The organism is Tenacibaculum sp. UWU-22 (genome assembly GCF_041021355.1).
In the GTDB taxonomy this organism is placed as follows: domain Bacteria; phylum Bacteroidota; class Bacteroidia; order Flavobacteriales; family Flavobacteriaceae; genus Polaribacter.
This window is the reverse complement of record NZ_JBFNGP010000001.1, coordinates 720,731-745,551: the sequence shown is the minus strand read 5'-3', so window position 1 is coordinate 745,551 and position 24,821 is coordinate 720,731. Positions and strand designations below refer to the sequence as shown.

General features: G+C 31.9%; 26 protein-coding genes. 15 read left to right on the top strand and 11 right to left on the bottom strand.

Annotated features, from left to right (window positions below):
- Window positions 1-59: 59 nt before the first annotated feature.
- From rpmA to fbp, 3 genes are all read right to left on the bottom strand, one after another.
- Complete coding sequence (gene rpmA / locus AB2B44_RS03310) at window positions 60-320, bottom strand: 50S ribosomal protein L27 (protein ID WP_369048126.1); 261 nt, start codon at window positions 318-320, stop codon at window positions 60-62.
- Window positions 321-353: 33 nt separating this feature from the next.
- Window positions 354-1,019 (bottom strand): 50S ribosomal protein L21, encoded by a 666-nt coding sequence (gene rplU / locus AB2B44_RS03305; RefSeq protein WP_369048125.1) that lies wholly within the window; start codon window positions 1,017-1,019, stop codon window positions 354-356.
- Window positions 1,020-1,202: 183 nt separating this feature from the next.
- Complete coding sequence (fbp, locus tag AB2B44_RS03300; protein WP_369048124.1) at window positions 1,203-2,216, bottom strand: class 1 fructose-bisphosphatase; 1,014 nt, start codon at window positions 2,214-2,216, stop codon at window positions 1,203-1,205.
- Between the two features lie 171 nt (window positions 2,217-2,387).
- Between fbp and AB2B44_RS03295 the strand changes: the two genes are divergently transcribed.
- Genes AB2B44_RS03295 through AB2B44_RS03270 form a run of 6 tightly spaced genes read left to right on the top strand, consistent with a single transcriptional unit; the run spans window position 2,388 to window position 7,215 of the window.
- Window positions 2,388-2,867, top strand: a complete 480-nt coding sequence (locus AB2B44_RS03295) for an N-acetyltransferase family protein (RefSeq protein WP_369048123.1) — start codon at window positions 2,388-2,390, stop codon at window positions 2,865-2,867.
- 2 nt (window positions 2,868-2,869) lie between these two features.
- On the top strand, window positions 2,870-4,114 hold the full coding sequence (locus AB2B44_RS03290) for an aspartate kinase (protein ID WP_369048122.1): 1,245 nt from the start codon (window positions 2,870-2,872) through the stop codon (window positions 4,112-4,114).
- Between the two features lie 54 nt (window positions 4,115-4,168).
- Window positions 4,169-5,980 (top strand): GNAT family N-acyltransferase, encoded by a 1,812-nt coding sequence (locus AB2B44_RS03285; protein WP_369048121.1) that lies wholly within the window; start codon window positions 4,169-4,171, stop codon window positions 5,978-5,980.
- A gap of 34 nt (window positions 5,981-6,014) precedes the next feature.
- Window positions 6,015-6,458, top strand: a complete 444-nt coding sequence (gene msrB, locus AB2B44_RS03280) for a peptide-methionine (R)-S-oxide reductase MsrB (protein WP_369048120.1) — start codon at window positions 6,015-6,017, stop codon at window positions 6,456-6,458.
- 10 nt (window positions 6,459-6,468) lie between these two features.
- Window positions 6,469-7,005 (top strand): peptide-methionine (S)-S-oxide reductase MsrA, encoded by a 537-nt coding sequence (gene msrA, locus AB2B44_RS03275; protein WP_369048119.1) that lies wholly within the window; start codon window positions 6,469-6,471, stop codon window positions 7,003-7,005.
- Window positions 7,006-7,026: 21 nt separating this feature from the next.
- Window positions 7,027-7,215, top strand: coding sequence for a hypothetical protein (locus tag AB2B44_RS03270; protein WP_369048118.1), 189 nt, complete (start codon window positions 7,027-7,029; stop codon window positions 7,213-7,215).
- Between the two features lie 50 nt (window positions 7,216-7,265).
- On the opposite strand, the gene apaG is transcribed toward AB2B44_RS03270, so the two are convergent.
- Window positions 7,266-7,652 (bottom strand): Co2+/Mg2+ efflux protein ApaG, encoded by a 387-nt coding sequence (gene apaG / locus AB2B44_RS03265; RefSeq protein ID WP_369048117.1) that lies wholly within the window; start codon window positions 7,650-7,652, stop codon window positions 7,266-7,268.
- A 328-nt stretch (window positions 7,653-7,980) separates the two neighbouring features.
- Here apaG and AB2B44_RS03260 point away from each other — a divergent pair, with 328 nt between their 5' ends.
- From AB2B44_RS03260 to ygiD, 9 genes are all read left to right on the top strand, one after another.
- Complete coding sequence (locus tag AB2B44_RS03260) at window positions 7,981-9,270, top strand: stage 0 sporulation family protein (protein WP_369048116.1); 1,290 nt, start codon at window positions 7,981-7,983, stop codon at window positions 9,268-9,270.
- Window positions 9,245-9,751, top strand: a complete 507-nt coding sequence (locus AB2B44_RS03255) for a gliding motility lipoprotein GldH (protein ID WP_369048115.1) — start codon at window positions 9,245-9,247, stop codon at window positions 9,749-9,751. The genes AB2B44_RS03260 and AB2B44_RS03255 overlap by 26 nt, the downstream gene beginning before the upstream one ends.
- The gene (locus AB2B44_RS03250; protein WP_369048114.1) at window positions 9,748-12,060 is read left to right on the top strand and encodes a penicillin-binding protein 1A; all 2,313 of its coding nucleotides are present in this window, start codon (window positions 9,748-9,750) and stop codon (window positions 12,058-12,060) included. The genes AB2B44_RS03255 and AB2B44_RS03250 overlap by 4 nt, the downstream gene beginning before the upstream one ends.
- Window positions 12,061-12,083: 23 nt before the next feature.
- The gene (locus AB2B44_RS03245; RefSeq protein ID WP_369048113.1) at window positions 12,084-12,785 is read left to right on the top strand and encodes a CoA transferase subunit A; all 702 of its coding nucleotides are present in this window, start codon (window positions 12,084-12,086) and stop codon (window positions 12,783-12,785) included.
- A 14-nt stretch (window positions 12,786-12,799) separates the two neighbouring features.
- A complete protein-coding gene (locus AB2B44_RS03240) occupies window positions 12,800-13,453 on the top strand; it encodes a CoA transferase subunit B (protein ID WP_369048112.1) in 654 nt (217 codons plus the stop codon).
- Between the two features lie 212 nt (window positions 13,454-13,665).
- Window positions 13,666-14,427 (top strand): exodeoxyribonuclease III, encoded by a 762-nt coding sequence (locus AB2B44_RS03235; RefSeq protein WP_369048111.1) that lies wholly within the window; start codon window positions 13,666-13,668, stop codon window positions 14,425-14,427.
- A gap of 70 nt (window positions 14,428-14,497) precedes the next feature.
- Window positions 14,498-15,871, top strand: coding sequence for a transglycosylase SLT domain-containing protein (locus AB2B44_RS03230; protein ID WP_369048110.1), 1,374 nt, complete (start codon window positions 14,498-14,500; stop codon window positions 15,869-15,871).
- Window positions 15,872-15,929: 58 nt separating this feature from the next.
- Entirely contained in the window at window positions 15,930-16,916 is a 987-nt protein-coding gene (locus tag AB2B44_RS03225; protein ID WP_369048109.1) for a DUF4837 family protein, read from the top strand.
- A 193-nt stretch (window positions 16,917-17,109) separates the two neighbouring features.
- A complete protein-coding gene (gene ygiD / locus AB2B44_RS03220; RefSeq protein WP_369048522.1) occupies window positions 17,110-17,943 on the top strand; it encodes a 4,5-DOPA dioxygenase extradiol in 834 nt (277 codons plus the stop codon).
- 91 nt (window positions 17,944-18,034) lie between these two features.
- Here ygiD and rlmB read toward each other — a convergent pair whose 3' ends face one another.
- From rlmB to AB2B44_RS03185, 7 genes are all read right to left on the bottom strand, one after another.
- Complete coding sequence (gene rlmB, locus AB2B44_RS03215; protein WP_369048108.1) at window positions 18,035-18,775, bottom strand: 23S rRNA (guanosine(2251)-2'-O)-methyltransferase RlmB; 741 nt, start codon at window positions 18,773-18,775, stop codon at window positions 18,035-18,037.
- A gap of 19 nt (window positions 18,776-18,794) precedes the next feature.
- A complete protein-coding gene (locus AB2B44_RS03210) occupies window positions 18,795-19,778 on the bottom strand; it encodes an acyl-ACP desaturase (protein WP_369048107.1) in 984 nt (327 codons plus the stop codon).
- 11 nt (window positions 19,779-19,789) lie between these two features.
- Complete coding sequence (locus AB2B44_RS03205; RefSeq protein ID WP_369048106.1) at window positions 19,790-20,518, bottom strand: lysophospholipid acyltransferase family protein; 729 nt, start codon at window positions 20,516-20,518, stop codon at window positions 19,790-19,792.
- Between the two features lie 16 nt (window positions 20,519-20,534).
- Window positions 20,535-20,963 carry a hypothetical protein gene (locus AB2B44_RS03200; protein ID WP_369048105.1) on the bottom strand — a complete coding sequence of 143 codons (429 nt, stop codon included), beginning with the start codon at window positions 20,961-20,963 and terminating at the stop codon, window positions 20,535-20,537.
- A gap of 114 nt (window positions 20,964-21,077) precedes the next feature.
- Window positions 21,078-22,646 (bottom strand): glucose-6-phosphate isomerase, encoded by a 1,569-nt coding sequence (pgi, locus tag AB2B44_RS03195; protein WP_369048104.1) that lies wholly within the window; start codon window positions 22,644-22,646, stop codon window positions 21,078-21,080.
- A gap of 4 nt (window positions 22,647-22,650) precedes the next feature.
- The gene (locus tag AB2B44_RS03190; RefSeq protein ID WP_369048103.1) at window positions 22,651-23,943 is read right to left on the bottom strand and encodes a peptidoglycan DD-metalloendopeptidase family protein; all 1,293 of its coding nucleotides are present in this window, start codon (window positions 23,941-23,943) and stop codon (window positions 22,651-22,653) included.
- Window positions 23,944-24,031: 88 nt separating this feature from the next.
- A complete protein-coding gene (locus AB2B44_RS03185) occupies window positions 24,032-24,805 on the bottom strand; it encodes a DUF3108 domain-containing protein (protein WP_369048102.1) in 774 nt (257 codons plus the stop codon).
- Window positions 24,806-24,821: the final 16 nt, after the last annotated feature.

Below are 24,821 nucleotides of genomic sequence, written 5' to 3'. Positions count from 1 at the left end.
AAAACAGAAAAACGCGCAAATGTTGTTTGCGCGTTTATAATATACTAATCAATAGTTTTCTAAGCCTCGAAAGGAATTATAGAAACGTATGATTTGTTGTCTCTTTTCTTTCTAAACTCAACAACACCATCAACTTTAGCGTGTAAAGTATGGTCTTTACCCATGTAAACATTTTCACCTGGGTTGTGTTGTGTTCCTCTTTGGCGAACAATAATGTTTCCTGCAATAGCAGCTTGTCCTCCAAAAATTTTTACACCAAGTCGTTTCGATTCTGATTCTCTACCATTCTTCGAACTACCTACACCTTTTTTATGTGCCATTTTATTAAGTTTTTATAGGTTAAACTTACGGATTTATTTTTCAACGCCTCCGTCTAACTTATCTTGTAATTCTTTTAATTCATCCCACTTACCATCTGCAGCTAATTTAGCTTGTTTTGGCCAAGTGTCTGTTACGTGATTTCCACGAATTTCTGCAATAATTTCAGAAATTTTAGCGGGTTTTGTTTTTGCTAAATCAGCAAATGTTGTAATACCTGCTTCTACTAAAGTAGCAGCTATTTTTGGGCCAATACCTTCAATCTTCTTTAAATCATCTGCTTTAGAAGCTGATTTTTTAGTAGCAGTTACTTTTGTTTCTTCTTTTTTAGAAGAATCTTTGCTAGTTTTTGCTACAGCCTCTTTTTTAGTACTTGCTTTTTTAGCACCTGAAGCAGCGATAGATTCAATTTGAATTTCGCTTAAAAATTGTCGGTGTCCATTTTTCTTTTTGTAACCTTTTCTTCTTTTTTTCTTAAAAACGATTACTTTGTCACCTTTTAAATGACCTAAAATTTTGGCCGTTACTGCGGCTCCTTCTATAGCTGGGGCGCCAATAGTTACGTTACCTTTGTCTTCAATAAGCATTACGTTATCAAAAGTTACTTTTGATCCTTCTGCTTCTTGTAAACGATGAACGTATACTTTTTGGTCTTTTGCTACTTTAAATTGCTGCCCTGCTATCTCTACGATTGCGTACATACTCTTTGTTTTGCGTTTATCAATTAATTTACTTTGCCTTTACGGCAAAAGTGGGTGCAAATGTAAGTGTTTTTTGTTATATATCAATAAATTTTTGCGTGTTTTTGTGTAATTGCACTCTTATATTTATTGATTAAAATATTTTCACGTTCTTTTTTATTGTAAAGAATCAGCTTAATTAATTTAATTTTCCAAAAAATCGCTCATAAATGCCTCACATTTTTCTACCATGTTTTTGCTGCCACAAATAAAAGGAACGCGTTGGTGAAGCTCTGTGGGTTTAATGTCTAAAATCCTGGTATATCCATCCGATGCTTTTCCGTTAGCTTGTTCGGCTAAAAAAGCGATTGGATTACATTCGTATAATAATCGTAATTTACCATTAGAATTTTTAGAGCTTTTGGGGTATAGGTAAATACCGCCTTTAATCATGTTTCTATGGAAATCTGAAACTAAAGATCCTATATATCTGCTAGTATAAGGTCTGTCTCCGTCTTCTTCTTGACAATATTTGATATATTTTTTTATACCTGTCGGAAAATGAATATAATTACCTTCATTTACCGAGTAAATTTTTCCGTTTTCAGGAAATTGCATATTTGGATGCGACAAATAAAATGTACCAATTGCAGGGTTTAAGGTAAATCCGTTTACGCCATCGCCAGTAGTGTAAACCAACATGGTTGAAGTACCATAAACAACATAACCTGCCGCGACTTGTTTACTGCCCTCTTGTAAAAAATCTTTTAATTCTACAGGGGTTCCAATAGGAGTTATTCGACGATAAATAGAAAAAATGGTGCCCACAGAAACGTTAACATCAATATTAGACGAACCGTCTAGCGGGTCAATTAAAACCACATATTTATTTTGATTGTTTTTGTCTTGACTATTAATGGTAATAAAATCGTCTTCTTCTTCACTTGCAATACCACAAACAATATTTCTATTTTTTAATGTTTTAATAAACTTTTCATTAGCATATACATCTAATTTTTGTTGATCTTCTCCCTGAATATTTGTTTCTCCTGCAGCACCAATAATATCAACTAACCCAGCTTTATTTACCTCGTGATTTACCACTTTAGCAGCCAGTCGAATAGAGTTTATTAAACGCGATAGCTCACCTGAACTGTATTTAAACGAATTTTGATTTTCTATAATAAATTCACCTAGTGTTTGATTTTTATTGGCCATAAATATGTTATAAACATTTTCTATACAAAGAACGTAACTTTTTTGGGTAACTACCGTTTTTAAAGCAAAAAATATTTTAAAAAATAAACAAAATAAGTTGAACTGTTAGATTTTTTATCATTATTTCTTATTGTATTCAAAACAAGTATATTTGGCGCAAATTTAAAAAAAATGAGTGTTCTAATTAGAGAAGGGAAACAACAAGACATGCAAGCGGTTTTAAATTTAATAACCGAATTAGCGGTGTTTGAAAAAGAGCCCTCAGCTGTAGAAATTACGGTAAACGATTTAATAGAAGACGGATTTTCTGAAAACCCAAAGTTTAAAATATTTGTTGCAGAAGAAAACAATAATATTATTGGTATGGCATTGTTTTACGAGCGTTATTCTACTTGGAAAGGAAAAGCTATTCACCTTGAAGATTTAATTGTAACAAAAAACAAAAGAGGTATTGGTGTTGGTAAAGCTTTATATGTGGCTGTTTTAAAGTTTGCTCATGCAAATGGGTTTAACAGGGTGGCTTGGGAAGTTTTAAATTGGAATACAAACGCCATTGATTTTTATAAAAATACTGGGGCAGTTGTTTTAGACGATTGGCAGGTAGTACATATGACTAAAAAAAGATTAACCGAATTTATAGAGAAAAATTAAAAATGAGAATATTTAAGTTTGGAGGAGCATCGGTTCAAAATGCTGCTGGAGTTAAAAATGTAGCACATGTTTTACAACATGAAAAAACTGAAAATGGCATTGTGGTAATTTCTGCCATGGGAAAAATGACAAATGCCTTTGAAGAAGTAATAAGTGCTTATTATTATAAAAAAGAAACATTAGCCGAAAAAATTGATTCGATTGTAAAATTTCATCAAAATATATTAGGCGATTTGTTTGATAAAGATGCCTCAATTTACCATGAGGTAAATTTATTATTTGGTGAGTTAAGTGGTTTTATGGCAACCAATATTATACAAGATTATAATTTTGTGTACGATCAAATTGTAGGTTTTGGTGAATTGCTTTCAACTAAAATTGTAAGTGCTTATTTACAAAAAATAGGCATACAAAATACTTGGGTTGATGTTCGTGATTTTATTAAAACGGACGACAATTATCGTGATGCTAAAGTAAATTGGGAAGAAACAGAAATAGCAATTACCAACGATATAGACCCCTCTAAATTAGTTATTACACAAGGGTTTTTAGGTAGTAGTAACCATGCTACCACTACACTAGGGCGTGAAGGGTCTGATTATACAGCAGGTATTTTTGCGTATTGCTTAAATGCTAAAAGTGTAACTATTTGGAAAGATGTTGAAGGTGTTTTAAATGCAGACCCTCGTGTTTTTGAAAACACACAATTACTCAACCAAATATCATATACAGAGGCTATAGAAATGGCTTTTTATGGAGCGTCGGTAATTCACCCAAAAACCATACAACCATTAGAGAAAAAGAGAATTCCGTTGTTGGTGCGATCGTTTAAAGACCCAAGTAAAAAAGGAACAAAAGTAAGTAAAGGTGTAGCTATAGAGCCTTTAGTGCCTTGTTTTATTGTAAAGAAAAATCAAATTTTAGTAGCTATTTCTGCCAAAGATTTTTCGTTCATGGTAGAAAACAATATCAGCCACATCTTTAAAAAACTGCATGAATATAAATTAAAAGTAAACTTAATTCAAAACTCGGCAATCAGTTTTTCAGTTTGTATAGATGATAAATTTGGAAATTTTAACAGCTTTTATAACGATTTAAAAAAACCATTTAAAATAGAATATAATCAAAATGTTACTTTGTTTACCATTCGTCATTTTACAAAAGATGCGATACAATCGATTGAAGATAAGGGGACTGTTTTATTAAAGCAAATTAATAAAAAAACAACCCAGTTGATTATAAAATAGCTATCGATTATATTAGATTTTATTCTATATTTGCCTTTACATCAAACTTAAAAAATGGCATTAGTTACCTCTAAAGAAATTTCAAAAGTTATTGGAGTAGACAAATTTGGTGTTTTCGGAACTTTTATAGGTTGGGTATTGATAAAAATTTTACGAATATCTGCTATTAATAAGGTATATAATGAAAACAAAGATAAGCAAGGGTTAGATTTTTTAAACGGGGTTATAAAAGATTGCAATATAGAATTTGAAATACCCGAAGAAGATTTAAAAAGAATACCAAAAGAAGGTGCTTTTATAACTGTTTCTAATCATCCGTTGGGTGGTATAGATGGTATTTTATTGTTAAAATTATTAATAGAAAAGCGACCCGATTATAAAATAATCGCCAATTTTTTATTACACCGCATAGCCCCATTAAAACCTTATATAATGCCTGTAAATCCTTTTGAAAACCATAAGGATGCGAAATCGAGTGTTATGGGAATTAAAGGCGCATTGACTCATATACATGACGGAAAACCATTGGGTATTTTCCCGGCGGGAGAGGTTTCAACCTATAAAGATGGTAAGTTAAAAGTAGATAAACCGTGGGAGCAAGGAGCTATTAAGTTTATAAAAAAAGCAAAAGTGCCTGTTATTCCGATATATTTTCATGCAAAAAACAGTCCTCTTTTTTATTTTTTATCAAGTATTAGCGATACGCTTCGAACAGCTAAACTACCCTCTGAAGTAGTTTCTAAAAACAAACGAGTAATTAAAGTACGTATAGGTAAACCAATTTCGGTTAAAGATCAAGAAGAGTATAGCGACGTTACTTCTTTTTACAAGTTTATTCGTAAAAAAACCTATATGTTGGCAAATCCGTTTGCAAAAGCACCTCAAAATATTTTATCACCTCAAAACTTAAAAATTCCGAAGAAAGCAAAGAAAATTACCCCTCAAAAATCTACAGAATTGTTTGTAAAAGAAATCGATAGTTTAAGGGCTAATGGCAAGCGATTATTGGTTAGTAAAGGGTATGAAGTATTTTTTGTTAAAGCTAAAGAAATACCTAATATTTTACACGAAATAGGTAGGCTAAGAGAAATTACTTTTAGAGATGCTGGTGAGGGTACTAATAAATCAATAGATTTAGATAAATATGATAAATATTATTATCATCTATTTTTATGGGATAATGCGGATAAAAAATTAGTTGGTGCCTATCGTATGGGGCTCGGAAAAGATATTTTTAATCGATATGGTATAAATGGGTTTTACATACAATCATTATTTAAAATTGAGCCCGAATTACACCCTATGATGCAACGAACCATAGAAATGGGGCGTGCTTTTATTACAAAAGATTACCAACAAAAACCCATGCCTCTTTTTTTACTTTGGAAAGGGATAGTGCATGTTACTTTGCGTTATCCTGAATATAAATATTTAATGGGCGGGGTAAGTATTAGCAATAAGTTTTCAGAGTTTTCTAAATCGTTAATGATTGAGTTTATGAAATCACATTATTATGATCCATATATAGCTCAATACATTTATCCGAAGAAAGAGTTTAAAGTAAAATTAAAAGACAGAGATAAAGATTTTGTATTCGACGCTACAAAAGCAGATTTACAAAAATTTGATAAAATTATTGATGAAATTGAACCAGGAGCCTTACGAATTCCTATACTGATAAAAAAATACGTGAAGCAAAACGCTCGATTAGTAGCTTTTAATGTAGATCCTAAATTTAATAATGCCATTGACGGATTAATGTATATTAAAGTTGCTGATATTCCTGAAAGCACTGTAAAGCCAGTTATGGAAGAATTTCAAGCCGAATTAGAACAAAAAGCAGCTGAAGAAATAACAAACAAATAATTTTCCTTTTTTAGTAATTACAAAATAAAAAGCAATGTTAACATGGAAAAATATTGTTCATTTTACCTTAGAGGGAAATCCGATTCCAGATAAAAGAGTTGAAAAAACAAATGAGCAATGGCAAAAAATAATAACGCCAGCTCAATATAAAATTACTCGATTAAAACAAACCGAACCGCCCTTTTCGGGTGAATTGTGTTCTTCTTTTGAAGACGGAAAATATATTTGTGTTTGCTGTAATAGCCCTTTGTTTAATTCTACTATAAAATTTGATTCATCTTCAGGATGGCCAAGTTTTACTCAACCCATTACAAAAAATGCAGTTAAGTATTATAAAGACACTTCGTATGGTATGATTCGGGTAGAAGTGCTTTGTAATGTTTGCGATGCCCATTTAGGGCATGTTTTTCCTGATGGGCCAGAGCCAAGTGGGTTGCGTTACTGTATTAATTCAGAAGCTATTAAATTAGAAAAATAAAATAATCGAAATGGGCGAAAATATACAAATTGCCACCTTAGGAAGTGGATGTTTTTGGTGTACTCAGGCTGTTTTTCAAGAATTAAAAGGAGTTATAACCGTAGTTTCTGGTTATGCTGGTGGAAACACCACAGAAAAGCCAACATATAAAGAAGTGTGCTCTGGATTAACTGGGCATGCCGAAGTGGTACAAATAACCTTTGATGCTACTATAATTTCTTACCAAGATATTTTAACTATTTTTTTTACCACTCATGATCCAACGAGTTTAAATCGGCAGGGTGCAGATGTTGGTACACAATACCGTTCAATAATTTTTTATCACGATAACAATCAAAAAGAAATAGCAAAAAAAGTTATTGAAAAGTTACAGCCTTATTTTAAAACCCCTATTGTTACTTCTATTGAAGTGTATACAACGTTTTATGAGGCAGAGCCTTACCATCAAAATTATTTTAAGAATAACCCTAATGAGCAATATTGTAATTTTGTTATTAACCCAAAAATTTCTAAATTTAGAAAAATGTATGCAGAGAAGCTAAAATAAAAAGCCTCATTTTTCAAATAGATGTACCCATATCATAACAAAATAAAACAACGTATTAAAAATGGTGAATTAATAAAATTCGAATTTGTAGATAAATACAAAACCATTTCGCCTTGTTTATTATTGTATTTTAATACCGAACCCTATATAAGACCGATTAGAGAACATCGGTTTGAAGAGTATAAGCCCATTTTAGAATCGATATTTTAAAAATCACAATAAAATCCTGTTAGATAAATAAACGGGTTATGTTGAAATATTTAGTTTTCCGAAGCATTTGTTGAAAACTGAAATGTGGGTATAGTAACTAAAAATTCTTTTTGGTTGTCAAGGTTTATCATTTTATAATTTCCTCGCATAGCACCAATTTGAGAAATTAAAAAACAATTTGATTTGTAGTGATATTCATCATTTGGTTTAAGTATTGGTTTTTGACCAACAACACCCTCACCATCAACAAATTCAACGTCATTAAGCGCGTCGAAAACGGTCCAATAGCGCTCTAATAATTGTACGGTATTTTTTGATTTATTTTCAATAGAGATAAAATAACTAAACGAATAGCATAATTGCTCGCCTCTAAACATCGTTCCGTTGTACGTTGTTTTTACTGATATTTTTATGCCTTTTGTTATTTGTTCAAACATATGGAGTAAATATAACGTTTTTAAATAACTTTTGGTTTATTGCTGGTTTTTATTATTTAATAGAAATTTTCGCTTAATTTTTCAGCATAATGTGTATATTTACTGATTGGTATTAAGGTAACTGCTTCGGGATGAGTTTGCTAAATTTTTAAAGCAAAATATGGTAAATTTCAAAACAAGCTTTGAAATATTTACCCCTCAATTATCGAGTAAATTGTAGTACTTTGGTCGCCTAAAAATAAATAGTTAAGAACATAAAATTACTTTTTAATCAAGGTTAACCATTATAAAGCAGATTAAAAAGTTAACTTTAAAATATAGCACAAAAATGAGTTGTAGCACTTGCTCAACTAACAAAAACGGAGTCCCCAATGGATGTAAAAGCAATGGAAATTGTGCAACAGGAACTTGTAGTAGTGGAAACAAATTAGCCGTTTTTGATTGGTTATCAAATATGACTTTGCCTAGCGGTGAAGCCCCCTTTAACATTTATGAAGTTCGTTTTAAAAACGGGCGCAAGCACTTTTATAAAAACACCGAAAACATATCGCTTTCGATGGGTGATGCTATTGCTGTTGAGGCAAACCCAGGGCATGATATAGGTGTTATTTCGCTAAGTGGTGAACTGGTAAAGGTTCAAATGAAAAAACGAAAGGTGACCGCCGACGATGAAGAGATTAAAAAAATTTTTAGAAAAGCAACACAAAAAGATATCGACATTTGGCATGCCTCGAGAGAAAAAGAGTTAGAAACACAGCGTAAAGGTCGAGAAATTATTAGTCGATTAGCTCTTAAAATGAAGCTGTCAGATGTAGAATATCAAGGTGACGGCAAAAAAGCTACGTTTTATTATACAGCAGATAGTCGAGTAGATTTCCGTCAGTTAATTCGAGATTTAGCAAGTACTTTTTCTATTCGGGTAGAAATGAAACAAGTAGGTATGAGGCAAGAAGCAGCTCGTTTAGGCGGCGTGGGTTCTTGTGGGCGTGAACTGTGTTGTTCTACTTGGTTAACCGACTTTAGAAAGGTAAATACTGCCGCAGCTCGCTATCAACAACTATCTTTAAATCCATTAAAATTAGCTGGTCAATGCGGAAAATTAAAATGCTGCCTTAATTTTGAGTTAGATACCTATTTAGATGCTTTACAAGATTTTCCCAAGCAAAGTGTTACTTTAAAAACAGAAAAAGGTGAAGCCACCTTTATAAAGATGGATATTTTTAAAAAGCTATTGTGGTATACATATAAAGAAGATAGCTTTAAGTGGTTTAAACTGTCGTTAAATCAGGTTCAAGAAATTATTGAGTTAAATAAAAATAACGAGCTAGCTTCTCCGTTAGAAGAATATGAATCTGAAATTATTGATGAGCCTGAAATAAATTTTGAAAATGTGGTAGGGCAAGATAGCTTAACAAGGTTTGATGTGCCCAAAAAATCGCGTAATAAAAACAGGCGTAACAAGAAAAATAAAAAAGCAGTAAAAGCAAAAGTGACGGTAACAACACCTGAACAAAAACAGCAAAAAAACACAAATAACCCCCCAAATACTAAAAAAAATAATCGAAAAAAACAGCGAAATAATCGTAACAAAAATGTACGAAATAATCAAAAAAAATAAATTTTTTACTGTTTTTATAGTCGTTATTTGTTTAGTTTCTTGTGATGCTAAACAAGTATTTGACCAATATAAATCAATACCTAATAGCGCTTGGAAAAAAAACCAAACAATAACGTTTGATTTTTTTATAAAAGACACGATATCTCCCAGAAATTTATTTTTTAATATTAGAAATAATAACGATTACCCTTTTAGTAATTTATTTGTAATTTCAAAAATGATTTTTCCAGATAAACAGCAGATTATAGATACTTTAGAATATGATATGGCAGATGCATCGGGTAAATTTTTAGGAAGCGGTTTTTCTGAAATTAAAGAAAATAAACTTTTATATAAAGAAAATATTGTCTTTCCAAAAAAAGGAAACTACTCTTTAGAAATAAAACAAGCAATGCGAAAAGGGAATAGTGTTGAAGGTGTAGACGCATTAAAAGGTATTACAGAAGTAGGTTTTAGAATAGAAAAAATTAACACAAAATGACAAAAAACACAAACACAACCAGTTTTAGGAAATACACCAAATGGTTTTGGAAAATTGTAATTGGCGGATTTTTATTTGTTTTCTTATTATTCTTATTAGCATCTTGGGGTGTTTTTGGCGCTTTACCTACTTTTGAAGAACTAGAAAATCCGAAAAGTAACTTGGCTACCGAAGTTATTTCATCTGATGGAAAAATATTAGGCACCTATGCTATAGAAAATAGAACACCAGTTCGTTTTAAAGATTTACCTGATAATTTAATAAAGGCTTTAATAGCAACAGAAGATGAACGTTTTTATGACCATTCGGGGATAGATTTTAAAGGTACTGCTAGAGCAGTACTTAAATTAGGAACAGGAGGAGGAGCAAGTACTATTACACAACAGTTAGCAAAAAATTTATTTACTAAAAGAGCATCTTCAAACCCGATAAAAAGAATTGTTCAAAAAATAAAAGAATGGGTAGTAGCTATTAAACTTGAACGCCAATATACAAAGCAAGAAATAATAACGATGTATTTAAATACACAAGATTTTATTTTTAATGCAGTAGGTATTCGATCAGCAGCACGTATTTACTTTGGAAAAGAACCTAAAGATTTAGATTTACAAGAATCGGCTATTTTAGTTGCTATGCTAAAAAATCCGCGTCAATTTAACCCAAATAGAGAACGCTCTAAAGGCAAATCATTAGAGCGTAGAAATGTGGTATTTGCTCAAATGGCAAAAAATGATTTTATTTCTGAACAACAAAAAGATTCGCTTCAAAAATTACCGTTAAAAATAAATTTCACTCCTGAAAGTCATAGTGATGGTTCAGCAACATATTTTAGAGAACACTTACGAGGTGTGTTAACAGATTGGGCTAAAAAAACACTAAAACCAGACGGAAAACCCTATAATATTTATCGCGATGGGTTAAAAGTTTACGTTACTATTGACTCTCGTATGCAAAAATATGCAGAAGAAGCTGTAAAAGAGCACATTTCAAATTTACAAACCTATTTTGATAAAGAACAGAAAAGTAATAAAACAGCTCCTTTTTACGACATAGATAAAAGTGTAATAACAGGTATTTTAACTCGTTCAAAAAAGAATTCAGATCGTTATAAACGAATGAAAGCCAATGGCAAATCTGATAAAGAAATAGATAAGGTATTTAATACTAAAACCGAAATGCGCGTTTTTTCATGGAAAGGTGATATAGATACTTTAATGACTCCTAACGATTCTATACGATATTACAAACAATTTTTACGCTCGGGCTTAGTTTCTATTGAGCCCCAAACAGGGCACATAAAAGCATGGGTAGGAGGTATTAATAATAAACATTTTAAATACGATGCAGTAGAGCAACAAAAACGTCAGGTAGGGTCTACTTTTAAACCTTTTGTATATGCTACAGCAATTAATCAATTAAAAATGTCGCCTTGCGATAAGTTGCCAAATATTAAATATACCATTCCAAAAGAAAAATACGGAATGGATGAAGATTGGACACCTAAAAATGCGACCGATAAATATGGTGGAGAGTTAACGTTAAAAGAAGCTTTAGCAAAATCGGTTAACGTAATTACAGCCCAGTTAATTGATAAAGTGGGGCCAGTAAATGTGGCCCGTTTAGCAAATTCGGCAGGTATAGAAACCAAAATACAAGCCAATCCCTCAATAGCATTGGGTGCGGTAGAATTGAGCTTGTTAGAAATGGTAAATGCGTATGCAACATTTGCTAATAAAGGGTTACGTGTAAAACCTATGATAATTACCAAGATTGAAGATAAAAATGGCACAGTATTATCAGAATTTGTACCCGAAACACAAGAAGTTTTAAGTGAAGAATCTGCCTATGTAATTTTAGACCTACTAAAAGGGGTTACAGAGTCTGGTTCAGGTGTTAGGTTACGTTCAACATATACCTCTGCAGGAAAAGCAACAACGGGTTTTCCTTATAAATTTACCAATCCTATTGCGGGTAAAACAGGTACTACGCAAAATCAATCAGACGGTTGGTTTATGGGTATTGTACCTAATTTAGTAACAGGTGTTTGGACCGGTGGTGAAGACAGAGCAACTCATTTTGCAGGTATTCGATATGGTCAAGGCGCAACAATGTCTTTACCTTCTTGGGCGTTATATATGAAAAAATGCTATGCCGATACAACCTTACACATTAGTAAAAAAGACTTTATTAGGCCTGAAAATATTTCGATAAATCTCGATTGTTCAAAAGCCGATTCGGCTACAGGTGATCAAGAAAATAGTAAAGATAAAAACGAAAAAAATAAGGAGGAAGACGATACCGATTTTTAAAGCTATCCACAAATCAATAAGTAATGATACATAAAAAAGTAAATACCGTACAAGATGCTATTGCAGGAGTAAAAGATGGGATGACGTTGATGTTAGGTGGTTTTGGTTTGTGTGGAATACCTGAAAATGCGATAGCAGAATTGGTAAAAATAGGAGTGAAAGAACTTACGTGTATTTCTAACAATGCGGGGGTTGATGATTTTGGGCTAGGATTATTATTACAAAACCGACAAATAAAAAAAATGGTTTCTTCGTATGTTGGAGAAAACGACGAGTTTGAACGCCAAATGCTATCAGGTGAGTTAGAAGTAGAACTAACCCCGCAAGGAACTTTAGCCGAAAAATGTAGAGCAGCACAAGCAGGTTTTCCTGCATTTTATACTCCTGCAGGATATGGAACAGAAGTTGCCGAAGGTAAAGAAACGCGTGAGTTTAACGGAAAAATGTATGTATTAGAGCCTGCGTTTAAAGCTGATTTTGCCTTTGTAAAAGCATGGAAAGGTGATGCTGTAGGAAACTTAATTTTTAAAGGAACTTCAAGAAATTTTAACCCCAACATGTGTGGTGCTGCAACAATTACAGTTGCTGAAGTAGAAGAGTTAGTTTCTGTTGGTGAGTTAGACCCCAATCAAATTCACATACCCGGTATTTTTGTTCAACGTATTTTTAAAGGAGAAAAATATGAAAAGAGAATTGAACAACGAACCGTACGTAAACGAAATTAATTTACGGATATCAAATGTTAGATAAAAACGGAATAGCAAAAAGAATTGCAAAAGAAGTACAAAACGGATATTATGTAAATTTAGGCATAGGTATTCCTACCTTGGTTGCCAATTATGTTCGTAATGATATTGAGGTAGAATTTCAATCAGAAAATGGCGTATTAGGTATGGGACCTTTTCCTTATGAAGGTGAAGAAGATGCCGACATTATCAATGCAGGAAAACAAACCATAACCACTTTGCCTGGAGCTAGTTTTTTTGATTCAGCAATGAGTTTTTCTATGATTCGCGGTAAACATGTAGATTTAACCATTTTAGGAGCTATGGAAGTGGCTGAAAATGGGGATATTGCCAACTGGAAAATTCCAGGTAAAATGGTAAAAGGCATGGGAGGTGCAATGGATTTAGTTGCTTCGGCAGATAACATTATTGTTGCCATGATGCACACCAATAAACATGGAGAATCGAAACTACTAAAAAAATGTTCATTACCATTAACAGGCGTGGGCTGTGTTACTAAAATAGTAACTAATTTAGCCGTGTTAGAAATTAAAAATAGTGCTTTTCATTTATTAGAAAGAGCTCCAGGGGTAACCGTCAAAGAAATTCAAGAGGCAACCGAAGGAAAATTAATAATTGATGGTGAAATTCCTGAAATGGAATTATAAAATTCAAGACTAAATAGCGTAAGACTAAAGTTAAAAGACCAAAAATAGTTTTTTTAATGTAAAATCAGTATTCTATAAGAGAATACTAATTTGCTAGTAAACTCAGCTATATAGTAAAAAAATTAAAAAACACTTAAAAAAGCATTAAAACCTTAAATTACTAAGCAAAAGATATTATCTCTATTTTAAGAGAAACAAAAAAAGGAAGTTTAATGAAAATAATCTCATATAACGTAAACGGAATTAGAGCGGCATTAAAAAAAGGATTTTTAGACTGGTTACAAGCAGCAAATCCAGATGTAATTTGTATTCAAGAAACCAAAGCACACAAAGAACAACTTGATTTAAACGAATTTGAAAAAGCAGGTTACCCCTATCAATATTGGTTTTCTGCTGAAAAAAAAGGCTATTCTTCGGTAGCTATTTTTTGTAAAAAAGAGCCTAATCGAGTAGTGTATGGAACAGGAATAGAATCGATGGATATAGAAGGTAGAAATCTACGAGTAGATTTTGACCAAGTATCTATTATGAGTATGTATTTACCTTCTGGAACTAACGATGCTCGTTTAGGGTATAAATTTAATTATATGGATGAAATTCTTAGCTATGCAACTGCGTTAAGAAAAGAGATTCCAAACTTAGTTATTTGTGGCGATTATAATATTTGTCATGAAGAAATTGATATTCACAATCCAAAAATGAAAGGTGTTTCAGGGTTTTTGCCTGAAGAACGTGAGTGGTTAAGTAAGTTTATAGATAGTGGGTTTATTGATAGTTTTCGATATTTACATCCAAACAAACAAGAATACTCGTGGTGGAGTTACCGTGCCAATGCTCGAGCTAACAATAAAGGTTGGCGTATAGATTATTGTATGGTTGCTAATTTGTTAAAAAGCAAAATTTCAAGAGCTTATATTTTACCAGAAGCCAAACATTCTGATCACTGTCCAGTAGCAGTAGAACTTAATTTATAAATACCATTTAAATTAACGGTGTAAAATATTTGAAAACTAAAAAATGAGAACTAAACTAAAATTTATTTGTGTGAAAAAACAACTTATTTTATTTCTTTTTACCACCACTATTTTTGCTCAACAGCCAGTAGTTGATTCAACATTTATAGCTAAAGACACGCTTATTCAAGCTTCTGAAGTTTTAAAAGAAATAGATACTTTAAATACTACTAATACTCAAGTTGTTCAAGAAGTAGACAGTTTATCGGTAGCAACTGAACAGGTTGACGAGCGATATTCTAACGATGATTTAAAATTAATGGATAGTTTGCTGGTAGAAGCAAAGTTTAAATCGCCTTTATATGATAGCCTTCAATATGTAATTAATGATAAAGATATTATTGGTAATGTAGAGGCGCTAGTTTCACCTGAATTATTAAAATCGCGTTTAGCAGAAATTAATGCCACAACTCCTTTTCATTTAGCTTATAATCCAGCATTAGAAAAAATTATAAATAATTATGTAAAATATCGTAAAAAATATTATCCAGCAATGATGGCGCGTGCAAAATATTATTTTCCGCTATTTGAGCAATATTTAGATCAGTTTAACTTACCCTTAGAAATTAAATATTTAGCCATTGTAGAGTCGGCACTACATCCAAAAGCAAAATCTCGAGTAGGGGCAACAGGTTTATGGCAATTTATGTACCAAACCGCCAAACAATATAAATTAAGTATAAACTCATATGTAGATGAACGGCAAAGTCCAATAAAAGCAACCATTGCAGCCTGTAAATATTTAAGTAATTTATTCGATATTTTTGGTGATTGGGATTTGGCCTTGGCAGCTTATAACTCTGGGCCAGGAAATGTATTAAAAGCTATAAAACGATCAGGAGGCTATCGAAATTATTGGAATATTCGTCCTTTTTTACCTGCTGAAACAGCAGGTTACTTACCCGCATTTTATGCAACACTATATATTTTTAATTATGCTGAAGAATTAGGTATATATCCTGAAATACCGCAGGTTTTTAATTTTCAAACAGATACCATTCAAGTGAAAAGAACCATATCGTTTGATCAAATTTCAGAAAAAACAGGTATTGATAATGAGTTGCTTTCGTTTTTAAACCCTGAATACAAGATGGAAATTATTCCGTTTGTAAAAAACAAAACCTTTTCGGTTCGTTTGCCTAGAAATAAAGTAATCGATTTTCTCGATAAAGAACAAGAAATTTATGATTTGGCTACATCTGATGATGCTAAAAGAGAAAAACCATTGCCTAAGTATTTTGAAATGGATAGGCGAACGGTATATCACGTAAAAAAAGGCGATTATTTAGGAAAAATAGCAAAAAAATTCGGGGTAAGTGTTAGTAAAATAAAACAATGGAATAATATGCGTAGTAGCAGATTAAAAATTGGTCAACGATTATATATTTATCCCAAAAGAATATAAAAATGGAATGATTTTTGTAGCCGCTAAACAACTACTTATTACCAAATAACTAACTATTATGAAAAAACTAATAACACTATATAGTGCATTAGCTGTTTTATACGCTTGTAAACAAAAAAACAGCACTGTTATATTACCTTCTTCTATAGGAAAAACAAACCATATCGAGGTGGTTATGAAAAGTGCGGATTGGGATGGCATTTCTGGCGATAAAATTAGAACTGTTTTTGGCGAACATCAAGTTGGGTTGCCTCAGCCCGAAACACTGCTTTCGGTTAGCCAAATAGACCCTAAGGGGTTCGCTAATTTTATGCGGAATAATAAAAGCGTTTTAATAGTTAACCAAGGAGATGATGAAGGAATTAAAGTGGTTAAAGATAAATATGCAGTACCTCAAACATTGGTGTATCTTACGGCTAAAAACGAAAAAAACTTTGTAAATTTAGTACAAGAAAATGGTAAAAAGATTATTAAAATTTTTAAAGATTTTGATATTAAAATTTTAGAAACCCAATTTGCTAAAGATAAATGGGATGATAAGGCCTTTAAAACATTAGATAAATTAGGTATCTCTTTAACAATTCCTAAAAGTTTTAAGGTTGTAGAAGATAATGGTGAATTTTTGTGGTTGCGTCAGCATTTAAAAAGTGGTATTGCTCGTGGTGATGGTAGTAATAATATTTTGGTCTATACGTCACCTTTAACAGACCCAAATGAAATAGCTGATAATATTACTACTGTTCGAGATTCTATAGGTAAAAAATACATTCCTGGTAGCGATAAAGGTATGTATATGATTACCGAACAAGCATATACTCCTTTTACATATGATGCTGTTATTGATGGATTAAAAGCCTATGAAACTAGAGGAAAATGGGAAGTTAAAAACGATTTTATGGCTGGGCCTTTTTTAAATTACACTATTATCGATAAAAAGAATAATCGGTTGGTAGTTTTTGAAGGTTTTACATATGCTCCGTCTGTAAATAAACGCGATTTTATTTTTGAATTAGAAGCCATTGCAAAATCAATAAAAATAAAATAAGGAAGGTGTTTTTTAATTGATGCTGAATGAGGCAGTTTTGTGTTTATAGTAGATAAACAAATTAAAAACCATCTTATAGGTTTTTGCGAGGTAATGCATTAGTTACAGGGTACAGTTATACATTTTACACCTGTTTAGAAAAATAAAAATCATCTTTTTTAGTAGGTAATAAAATCAATTGGCAGTTTTGAGTATGAGTTTAAAAGAGCTAAATAAAACAACTTTTCAATTAAGCAATACAAATCAAATGCCTGTGTTGTTTTTGGGGCATGGGAGCCCAATGAATGCAATAGAAGAAAACGAGTTTGTTGCGGGGTTTAGAAAAGTAGGTGAAGAGATTAAAAAACCTAATGCCATACTTTGTATTTCGGCACATTGGGAAACCCGAGGCACTTATGTAACAGCGATGCAAAACCCACCTACAATTCATGATTTTGGTGGTTTTCCTCAAGCATTATTTGAAGTTCAATATCCTGCCTCTGGAAGTCCCGAATTAGCAAAAGAAACTCAGAAGTTAATCACAACAATGCCTGTAGGCTTAGATGAAAAATGGGGGCTTGATCATGGGGCATGGAGTGTAATAAAACATCTATATCCTAAAGCAGATGTGCCTGTAATTCAAATGAGTATTGATTATACTAAGCCAGCACGTTATCATTATGAGTTGGCAAAAGAAATTAGCAGTCTTCGAAAAAAAGGAGTTTTAATTATTGGCAGTGGTAATATGGTTCATAATTTACAAATGATTGCTTGGAATAAACTCAATGAAGCCTTTGCCTTTGATTGGGCTATAGAGGCTAATCAAAAAATGAAAAGTTATATTATTAACGAAGACTATAAAAAACTCATCGATTTTCAGTCGCAAGGCAAAGCTTTTGAATTGGCTATTCCAACACCCGAACATTATTTACCATTATTATATACGTTAGCATTAAAAGAAAAAAATGAAACAATATCATTTTTTAACGACAAACCTGTAGGCGGTTCGCTAACGATGACATCGGTAAAAATAGAACCTAATAAATAAGAGGCAATACGAGCTTAATTAACAAAACAGAAGACTTCTATTTTTTGCTTTAAGCCTAAGACTACTTTGTTGTATCTGTTTAGCTAAAAAACTATGTTCGTTGCCGTACCGCTTCATATAAAAATGCCCCACAAGCTACCGATACATTTAGCGATTCAATTTTACCCAGTAGAGGTAGTTTTGCTTTATAATCTGTTAGTTTTAAAACAGATGGATTTATGCCTTTATGTTCAGACCCCATAATAATGGCAACAGGTTGCTTAAAATCTATATCATAAATTAAATGGTCTGTTTTTTCAGTAGCAGCTACTAATTTTATAGCTGCGGCTTGTAATTGAAAAATAGCATCTTTTATGTGGTCTACCTTGCAAATAGGCATGTTAAATGCAGCTCCTGCAGAGGTTTTAATGGTTTCTGCATTTACAGGGGCACTACCATTTTTTTGAATAATAATTCCGTTTACACCCGTACATTCTGCCGTTCTAATAATGGCACCAAAGTTTCGAACATCTGAAATTTGATCTAAAACTAAAAATAACGGAACGGTATTTTCAGTAATTGTTTTTTCAATTAAGTTTTCTAAATCATAAAAAGCAATTGGAGAAATTTTAGCAACAGCCCCTTGATGATTGTTATTTTTAGATAACCGATTTAATTTTTCTACAGGCACAAAACTTATAGCAATTTTATTTTTTTTGATAAGTTTATCTAATTGAAAAAATAAATCGCCTCGTAACCCTTTTTGTAAGTATATTTTATTAATAGCTGAATCGCTTTCTATAGCTTCTATAATAGCTCTTAGCCCAAAAATAGTAGTTGTGTCTGTATTCAAATTTTATTTTTTAAAATTGTTATGATGCGGGTATCATCCATTTAAAATTAAACTGTGTATCTGGGATAACCATTCGTTCGGTAATGCGATACATTCTATCAGGTAAATTCATTAAAAAATCACGAGCTTTTTCTGCTTCTGAATTTAAATTAGTTAGAGTATCTATTTGCCAAATGGTATTTAATTTTCTAACAATATCAACATAATCAAAACCTGTGTACACACCTATTCTTTGAGCTACAGTAGAAAAATCATCAAAAAAACTGCCTTTAGCACCAAAAGACTCTCTTAAGTTCATTGCAGGCATTATTATTTTATGTTTCATCATGTATTGGTAGGCTAACATCATTTCATTAGGGTCTATTTTAAAAATTTCTTTTACAAAATCGGAATAGGCTAAGTGATGTCGCATTTCGTCTCCTGCAATAATTCGAGACATTTTGGCTAAGGCTTTATGTCCTTTTTTCTTTGCAATTTTTGCAACGTTATTATGCGAAATATAAGTTGCTAGTTCTTGAAAACTTGTGTATACAAAATTTTTATAGGGGTCAGTTGCTGTACCTATGTCAAATCCATCAGCAATTAAATGCTGAGTAGACATTTCTACTTCACGCATATTTACTCTTCCTGAAAGGTATAGGTATTTGTTTAAAACATCTCCATGTCGGTTTTCTTCAGCAGTCCAAGCACGTATCCATTTAGCCCAACCATTATCAGGGTCTTGAGTAACACCATCTAAATCTAACAACCAAGATTCATAGGTTGGTAAGGCTTCTTCAGTTATGGTATCTCCTATTAAAACCACCCAAAAATCATCGTGTAAATCTTTAGAAATTTCTTGAATTTCTTTTACTTGGTCTAAAAAAGAGTCGTGTTGAGAATTTGGTAAGAAATCGGTAGGTTGCCAAATTTCTTCAATCGGAATTAAATATTTTTCTACAAAGCCATCAATTTTTTTTTCTAGCGTTTGCATTACTTCTTTTCTAATATTTTCTACAGACATATTGTAATATTTTATTTAATAGCTTCTTTAATAGTTGTTTCTACTTTTGTAAATAATTCATCAAAAGGCAAACTATCTATTTTTAGAGGTTTATGTGTTATTATTTCTATTGGGCTTCCTATACCTAGCGGAAATTTGCCGTACTTATACGCTTTCCAAGAATTATTAATTGTTATAGGTACTACGTATGCGTCAGGGTTATACTTAGCTAAGGTTTTTAATCCATTAATAGAAAATGATTTTGGTTTTCCGGTTCTGCTTCTAGTTCCTTCAGGAAAAATAACAGCAGACCACTTATTTTTATTGATGCGTTTTGCAAATTTGCTAAGTGCTACTATGGCTTGTTTAGGGTCTTTTCTATCAATTAAAACAGCTCCTCCATGGCGTAAATTAAAAGAGATACTAGGTATGCCTTTACCCAGCTCTATTTTAGATACAAATTTTGGATGGTGTTTACGAAGATACCATATTATTGGAGAAATATCAAACATACTTTGGTGATTTGACACAAAAATAATGGTTTGATTTTCTGGAATTTTGTATTCACTTTTAAAATGAACTCTAATACCTAGAATAAGTAACGACTTCATTACACACCAATTCATTATATCCACTACTTTTTTATGCCCAGAATAGCCAAAAATTTTTAACGCTAACCATTGTATAGGGTGAAAAATAAGTAGTATTATAAAAAATACTAATCCAAAAATAGGAGTTATGATATAGCTTATGAGCTTCATTTAAAAAAGATATGTGTTATCCTAACCAATTATGCCAAGGAATCATTGCTAAAATAACTAGTAAAGCCAATCCATAAAAAATAGCAAACGATTTAAATTTAGACTCGCTTTTTACTTGTTTTTTATGTTTAGACCAACCAATGGTTATTAAAGTAATTGCAATTATCATTGCTAAAGGATGTTCTACACTTAATAACCTAACCATAGGTTCTTTCATGGCTTGTCCTCCGTTTGCTTTTAACATTTTATACCAAGGACTCATAAAATACCAAGCCAATCCAATTAATAATTGAATGTGTGCGGTTATTAAACTGAATAATCCTAAACGAAAATCTTTATGGGTAAATTCTTTTTTTTGAACTAAGCCTATAATGGCATTAATAACAGTATAAATTAAAATGGCTAAAACAATGTATGCCCAATAAGAGTGTATGTTTTTAATCATTACGTTCGTATTTAGTATGCAAAGGTACAGAATTTTCTGCATAAAAGAGCCACGCCTTTTAAGGTGTTTTTAAGCTCTAAAAACTATGGTTAATAAATTTTTAGGGGTCTATTTTTATTTTTTTTCTAGTAATTTTTTGGCTAATTCTTTACCCAATTCAACACCAAATTGATCATAACTAAAAATATTCCAGATAATGCCTTGAACAAATATTTTATGTTCATACAGGGCAATTAATTTACCTAGTGATTTTGGTGTTAGTTCATTAAATAAAATGGTATTGCTTGGTCTATTTCCTTCAAAAACTTTATAGGGTAATAATTGATTAATTTGCGATTCGTTACCTGAAAATTTTAGTTCTAAGTGTACTTCTTGTTTTGTTTTTCCAAACGCTAAAGCATCCATTTGGGCATAATAATTAGCCATAAGTTTATTGTGGTGGTCAGTTAACCCGTATAATGATTTTTGGTAACCAATAAAATCGGTAGGAATTAACTTAGTACCTTGATGTACCAATTGCATAAAGGCGTGTTGCATATTAGTACCTGTGCTACCCCAAACAATAGTACCTGTTTGATAGTTTACGGGTTTTCCGCCTCGGTCAACACTTTTACCATTACTTTCCATAATGGCTTGTTGTAAATAAGAAGGTAGTTTTGATAAATATTGTGAGTAGGGTAATACCGCTTCGGTTTCGCAAGTAAAGAAATTGTTATACCAAACACTCAGCAATGCTAGTATTACAGGGATATTTTGTTCAAACTTTTCATTTTTAAAATGGAGATCCATTTCTTCGGCACCATCTAATAAGTCTTTAAAATTGTCAAATCCTACAGAGAGCGCAATAGATAAGCCTACAGCAGACCAAAGAGAAAAACGTCCTCCAACCCAATCCCACATAGGGAAAATATTATTTTTATCAATGCCAAAATCAGCAACAGCTTCTAAATTAGTAGATACTGCTACAAAGTGTTTAGAAATATCAAATAGGGTTGCCGATTGTAAAAACCAATCTCTAATAGTATTAGCATTGGTAATGGTTTCTTGGGTGGTAAAAGTTTTAGAAACAATTACAAATAGTGTGGTTTCAGGGTTTATTTTTTTTAGTATTTCTGAAACATGGTCGCCATCTACATTCGAAACAAAATGTGTAGTTAGTTGGTTTTTGTAAAATTGTAAGGCTTCGACTACCATATCTGGCCCTAAATCAGACCCGCCAATACCGATATTAACGATATCGGTAATTGATTTGCCAGTATAACCTTTCCACTTACCTGTAATTATTTTGTTGGTAAAGCTTTTTATTTTTCGTAAGGTTGTTTTAATTTGTGGTTTAATATTTTTGCCATCAACCAAAATAGGGTCTTCTGAATTGCTTCGCAAAGCAGTATGTAAAACGGCTCTGTTTTCGGTAGCATTGATTTTTTCTCCAGCAAAATATTGATTAATTGCATCAGATAAATTTACCTCATTTGCCAAATTAACTAATAAAGGTATTGTTTTTTCTGTAATTCTATTTTTAGAAAAATCAACTAATAAATCATTAAAAGTGATAGAAAATTTCTCTTTTCTGTTTTTATCTTCAGTAAAAAGTTCTTTTAAATGAAGTTTTTTAACATCTTGATAATGTTCCGCTAATTTTTTCCACGTATTAGTGGTAGTTGGGTTAATATTTTGTAACATATGGCTAGTAGTTATTAGCGACAAACTCATCATTTTTAACAATAACCGTATTAGGATTAGGTAGGTTATTTACAGGTATACTATCGAGTTGTTGCTTTAAAGGTTTAATAAATTCTAAATAAATAGGTTTAAGCTCTTTTTTGAGAGGTGCAGCAGAAGGTAATTTTTGTTTAAAAGGATCTACTTGTTTTCCGTTTTTCCAAAAACGATAACAAACGTGAGGGCCAGTAGTGTTTCCTGTCATTCCTACCCATCCAATAATGTCTCCTTGTTTAACATAATCGCCTACGCGAACATTTCTTCGTTTCATGTGTAGGTATTGAGTGGTATAGGTGCTATTGTGTTTAATTTTTACATAATTGCCATTTCCGCCTCTACGTGTAGATTCTATTACGGTTCCGCTAGCAGTAGTCATGATTGGTGTTCCGTATTTAGCGGCAAAATCAGTTCCCTTATGGGGTCGAACACGGTTACCATAAAGGCGGATGCGACGGGTTAAATTGTATCGTGAAGAAATTCTATATTGAAATTTAATAGGCGATTTTAAAAATGCACTTCGAAGCATTTTTCCATCTTCGTCGTAATAATCGTATTCTTTTTTAATAGAGTCGGCCATAAACCGGTATGCATATAGGTTTTTGCCTTTGTGATTAAATACAGCAGCTTTTACTTTGCCATATCCTGCAAAAACGGTATCGTTTATAAATTTTTCTTCATAAATAATTTTAAAAGAATCGCCTTTTTGAAGCCGTTCAAAATCGAGAGTCCAGGCATAAATATCGTCTGCAATGGTATTGGTTAACGATGGCTGTAAATGTAAACTATCCATTGTTACAGATAGGTTATCATTAATAATTCCAGCGACTTTTTTTTCTACTACTTTAATAGGTTTTTGGTATTTGTAAGCAGTAATAATAGAGTCTTTAAAGTTTACTATAGTGGCTGCGATTTTACTGTTTTTATAGATAAAAACTTGTGCTTTTTCTGTAGAATCTTTAGAAACAAGAACGGTATATGGTTTTCCAGTACGTACGTGTCGAACATCAAAAGTGTCTTTAATTTTAGAAACTATCGTATTTATTTTAGGATAGTCTATATGATATCGATCTAAAATAATTCCAAAACTTTCGCCTGATTTAATGGTGTCGTTAACTACTTTGTAGTTGTTTAATTTAAATCCATATTCGTAAACATTTTTCGGAGTTTTAACATCTTGTGTAGATGCTAATTGTCTTTTGTTTTCTTTACAAGAAAAGAAAAGACAAACAAAGATAAAGGCGTAAATAAAAGTTTTCAAAAAAAATGATTTTCGGCTTGCGCGCAAAAATACAAATAATTTTTTTGTGGTTTAGGTTTTTAACAAAACCTAAACACTTAAAATGCTATTAAAAAATAATTTCAAATGGATTTGCTAATCCTTTATACGCTTCTAATTCTGCACGAAGAGAACCTACTGCCAATGATGCTTTTATTTTTATAGGTATTTTATTGCCGTCGGCTGTTATCCAAATCGTTACGCTTTCATTTTCTTTAAAAACTCTACCAGCTTGTACAAAGGGTTTAAAAACCATTGTTTTTATTTTTCCGTAACTTGTTTTAAGTATTTCTGTTTTTAAAAATTTAAGTCTAAAAGGAAAGGTCTTGCCATCAAAAAACATGTTTACTTGTAGCTCATCACCAGCTTTTAATATATCAAGGTTTTGATTTCGTAGATAATAAAATGCCGAAATCATGTCTTGTATATCACCTATAGGTACAATGGTGTCTGTTTTTTTTATAATGTCTTTTATATTGGCTTTGTTTGTTTGGTAATTAAATATAGTTTGGCGGTTTATTTTATACCCTCCTTCGTCAATTTTTCTTTTAAAAAGATAGGGTTTTATGGTTTCTTTATCAAAATATGATTGATAATTGTCATTAACTTTAAAAAACCAACTGATAGGGCCAGATGTCCACCCTTTACCAATGGTATGATAAACTTTTTTACCGTTTAATGTTTCTTCTTTTACCTGTAGAGTTGCTGAGCCAGCTCTTAAAAAACCACTATAACTCATTTTATACCGCAACCACTCACCTTCTTTAAAAGCAGGTTGTTTTTCTTGGCTATATGCTAAGGCAAATAAGAAAAAAACTAGAATTAATGTGGTATATTTTTTCATAAAAAAACAAAATATA

What these genes read in the sequence shown, in the direction of transcription:
- AB2B44_RS03245 (WP_369048113.1), top strand. Translation starts at nt 12,084, where the DNA reads ATGATACATAAAAAAGTAAATACCGTACAAGATGCTATTGCAGGAGTA.
- AB2B44_RS03255 (WP_369048115.1), top strand. Translation starts at nt 9,245, where the DNA reads ATGTACGAAATAATCAAAAAAAATAAATTTTTTACTGTTTTTATAGTC.
- AB2B44_RS03200 (WP_369048105.1), bottom strand. Translation starts at nt 20,963, where the DNA reads ATGATTAAAAACATACACTCTTATTGGGCATACATTGTTTTAGCCATT.
- apaG (WP_369048117.1), bottom strand. Translation starts at nt 7,652, where the DNA reads ATGTTTGAACAAATAACAAAAGGCATAAAAATATCAGTAAAAACAACG.
- ygiD (WP_369048522.1), top strand. Translation starts at nt 17,110, where the DNA reads ATGAGTTTAAAAGAGCTAAATAAAACAACTTTTCAATTAAGCAATACA.
- AB2B44_RS03250 (WP_369048114.1), top strand. Translation starts at nt 9,748, where the DNA reads ATGACAAAAAACACAAACACAACCAGTTTTAGGAAATACACCAAATGG.
- msrA (WP_369048119.1), top strand. Translation starts at nt 6,469, where the DNA reads ATGGGCGAAAATATACAAATTGCCACCTTAGGAAGTGGATGTTTTTGG.
- AB2B44_RS03285 (WP_369048121.1), top strand. Translation starts at nt 4,169, where the DNA reads ATGGCATTAGTTACCTCTAAAGAAATTTCAAAAGTTATTGGAGTAGAC.
- AB2B44_RS03295 (WP_369048123.1), top strand. Translation starts at nt 2,388, where the DNA reads ATGAGTGTTCTAATTAGAGAAGGGAAACAACAAGACATGCAAGCGGTT.
- AB2B44_RS03270 (WP_369048118.1), top strand. Translation starts at nt 7,027, where the DNA reads ATGTACCCATATCATAACAAAATAAAACAACGTATTAAAAATGGTGAA.
- rpmA (WP_369048126.1), bottom strand. Translation starts at nt 320, where the DNA reads ATGGCACATAAAAAAGGTGTAGGTAGTTCGAAGAATGGTAGAGAATCA.
- AB2B44_RS03240 (WP_369048112.1), top strand. Translation starts at nt 12,800, where the DNA reads ATGTTAGATAAAAACGGAATAGCAAAAAGAATTGCAAAAGAAGTACAA.
- AB2B44_RS03205 (WP_369048106.1), bottom strand. Translation starts at nt 20,518, where the DNA reads ATGAAGCTCATAAGCTATATCATAACTCCTATTTTTGGATTAGTATTT.
- pgi (WP_369048104.1), bottom strand. Translation starts at nt 22,646, where the DNA reads ATGTTACAAAATATTAACCCAACTACCACTAATACGTGGAAAAAATTA.
- rplU (WP_369048125.1), bottom strand. Translation starts at nt 1,019, where the DNA reads ATGTACGCAATCGTAGAGATAGCAGGGCAGCAATTTAAAGTAGCAAAA.
- AB2B44_RS03260 (WP_369048116.1), top strand. Translation starts at nt 7,981, where the DNA reads ATGAGTTGTAGCACTTGCTCAACTAACAAAAACGGAGTCCCCAATGGA.
- AB2B44_RS03225 (WP_369048109.1), top strand. Translation starts at nt 15,930, where the DNA reads ATGAAAAAACTAATAACACTATATAGTGCATTAGCTGTTTTATACGCT.
- msrB (WP_369048120.1), top strand. Translation starts at nt 6,015, where the DNA reads ATGTTAACATGGAAAAATATTGTTCATTTTACCTTAGAGGGAAATCCG.
- AB2B44_RS03185 (WP_369048102.1), bottom strand. Translation starts at nt 24,805, where the DNA reads ATGAAAAAATATACCACATTAATTCTAGTTTTTTTCTTATTTGCCTTA.
- AB2B44_RS03235 (WP_369048111.1), top strand. Translation starts at nt 13,666, where the DNA reads ATGAAAATAATCTCATATAACGTAAACGGAATTAGAGCGGCATTAAAA.
- fbp (WP_369048124.1), bottom strand. Translation starts at nt 2,216, where the DNA reads ATGGCCAATAAAAATCAAACACTAGGTGAATTTATTATAGAAAATCAA.
- AB2B44_RS03290 (WP_369048122.1), top strand. Translation starts at nt 2,870, where the DNA reads ATGAGAATATTTAAGTTTGGAGGAGCATCGGTTCAAAATGCTGCTGGA.
- AB2B44_RS03210 (WP_369048107.1), bottom strand. Translation starts at nt 19,778, where the DNA reads ATGTCTGTAGAAAATATTAGAAAAGAAGTAATGCAAACGCTAGAAAAA.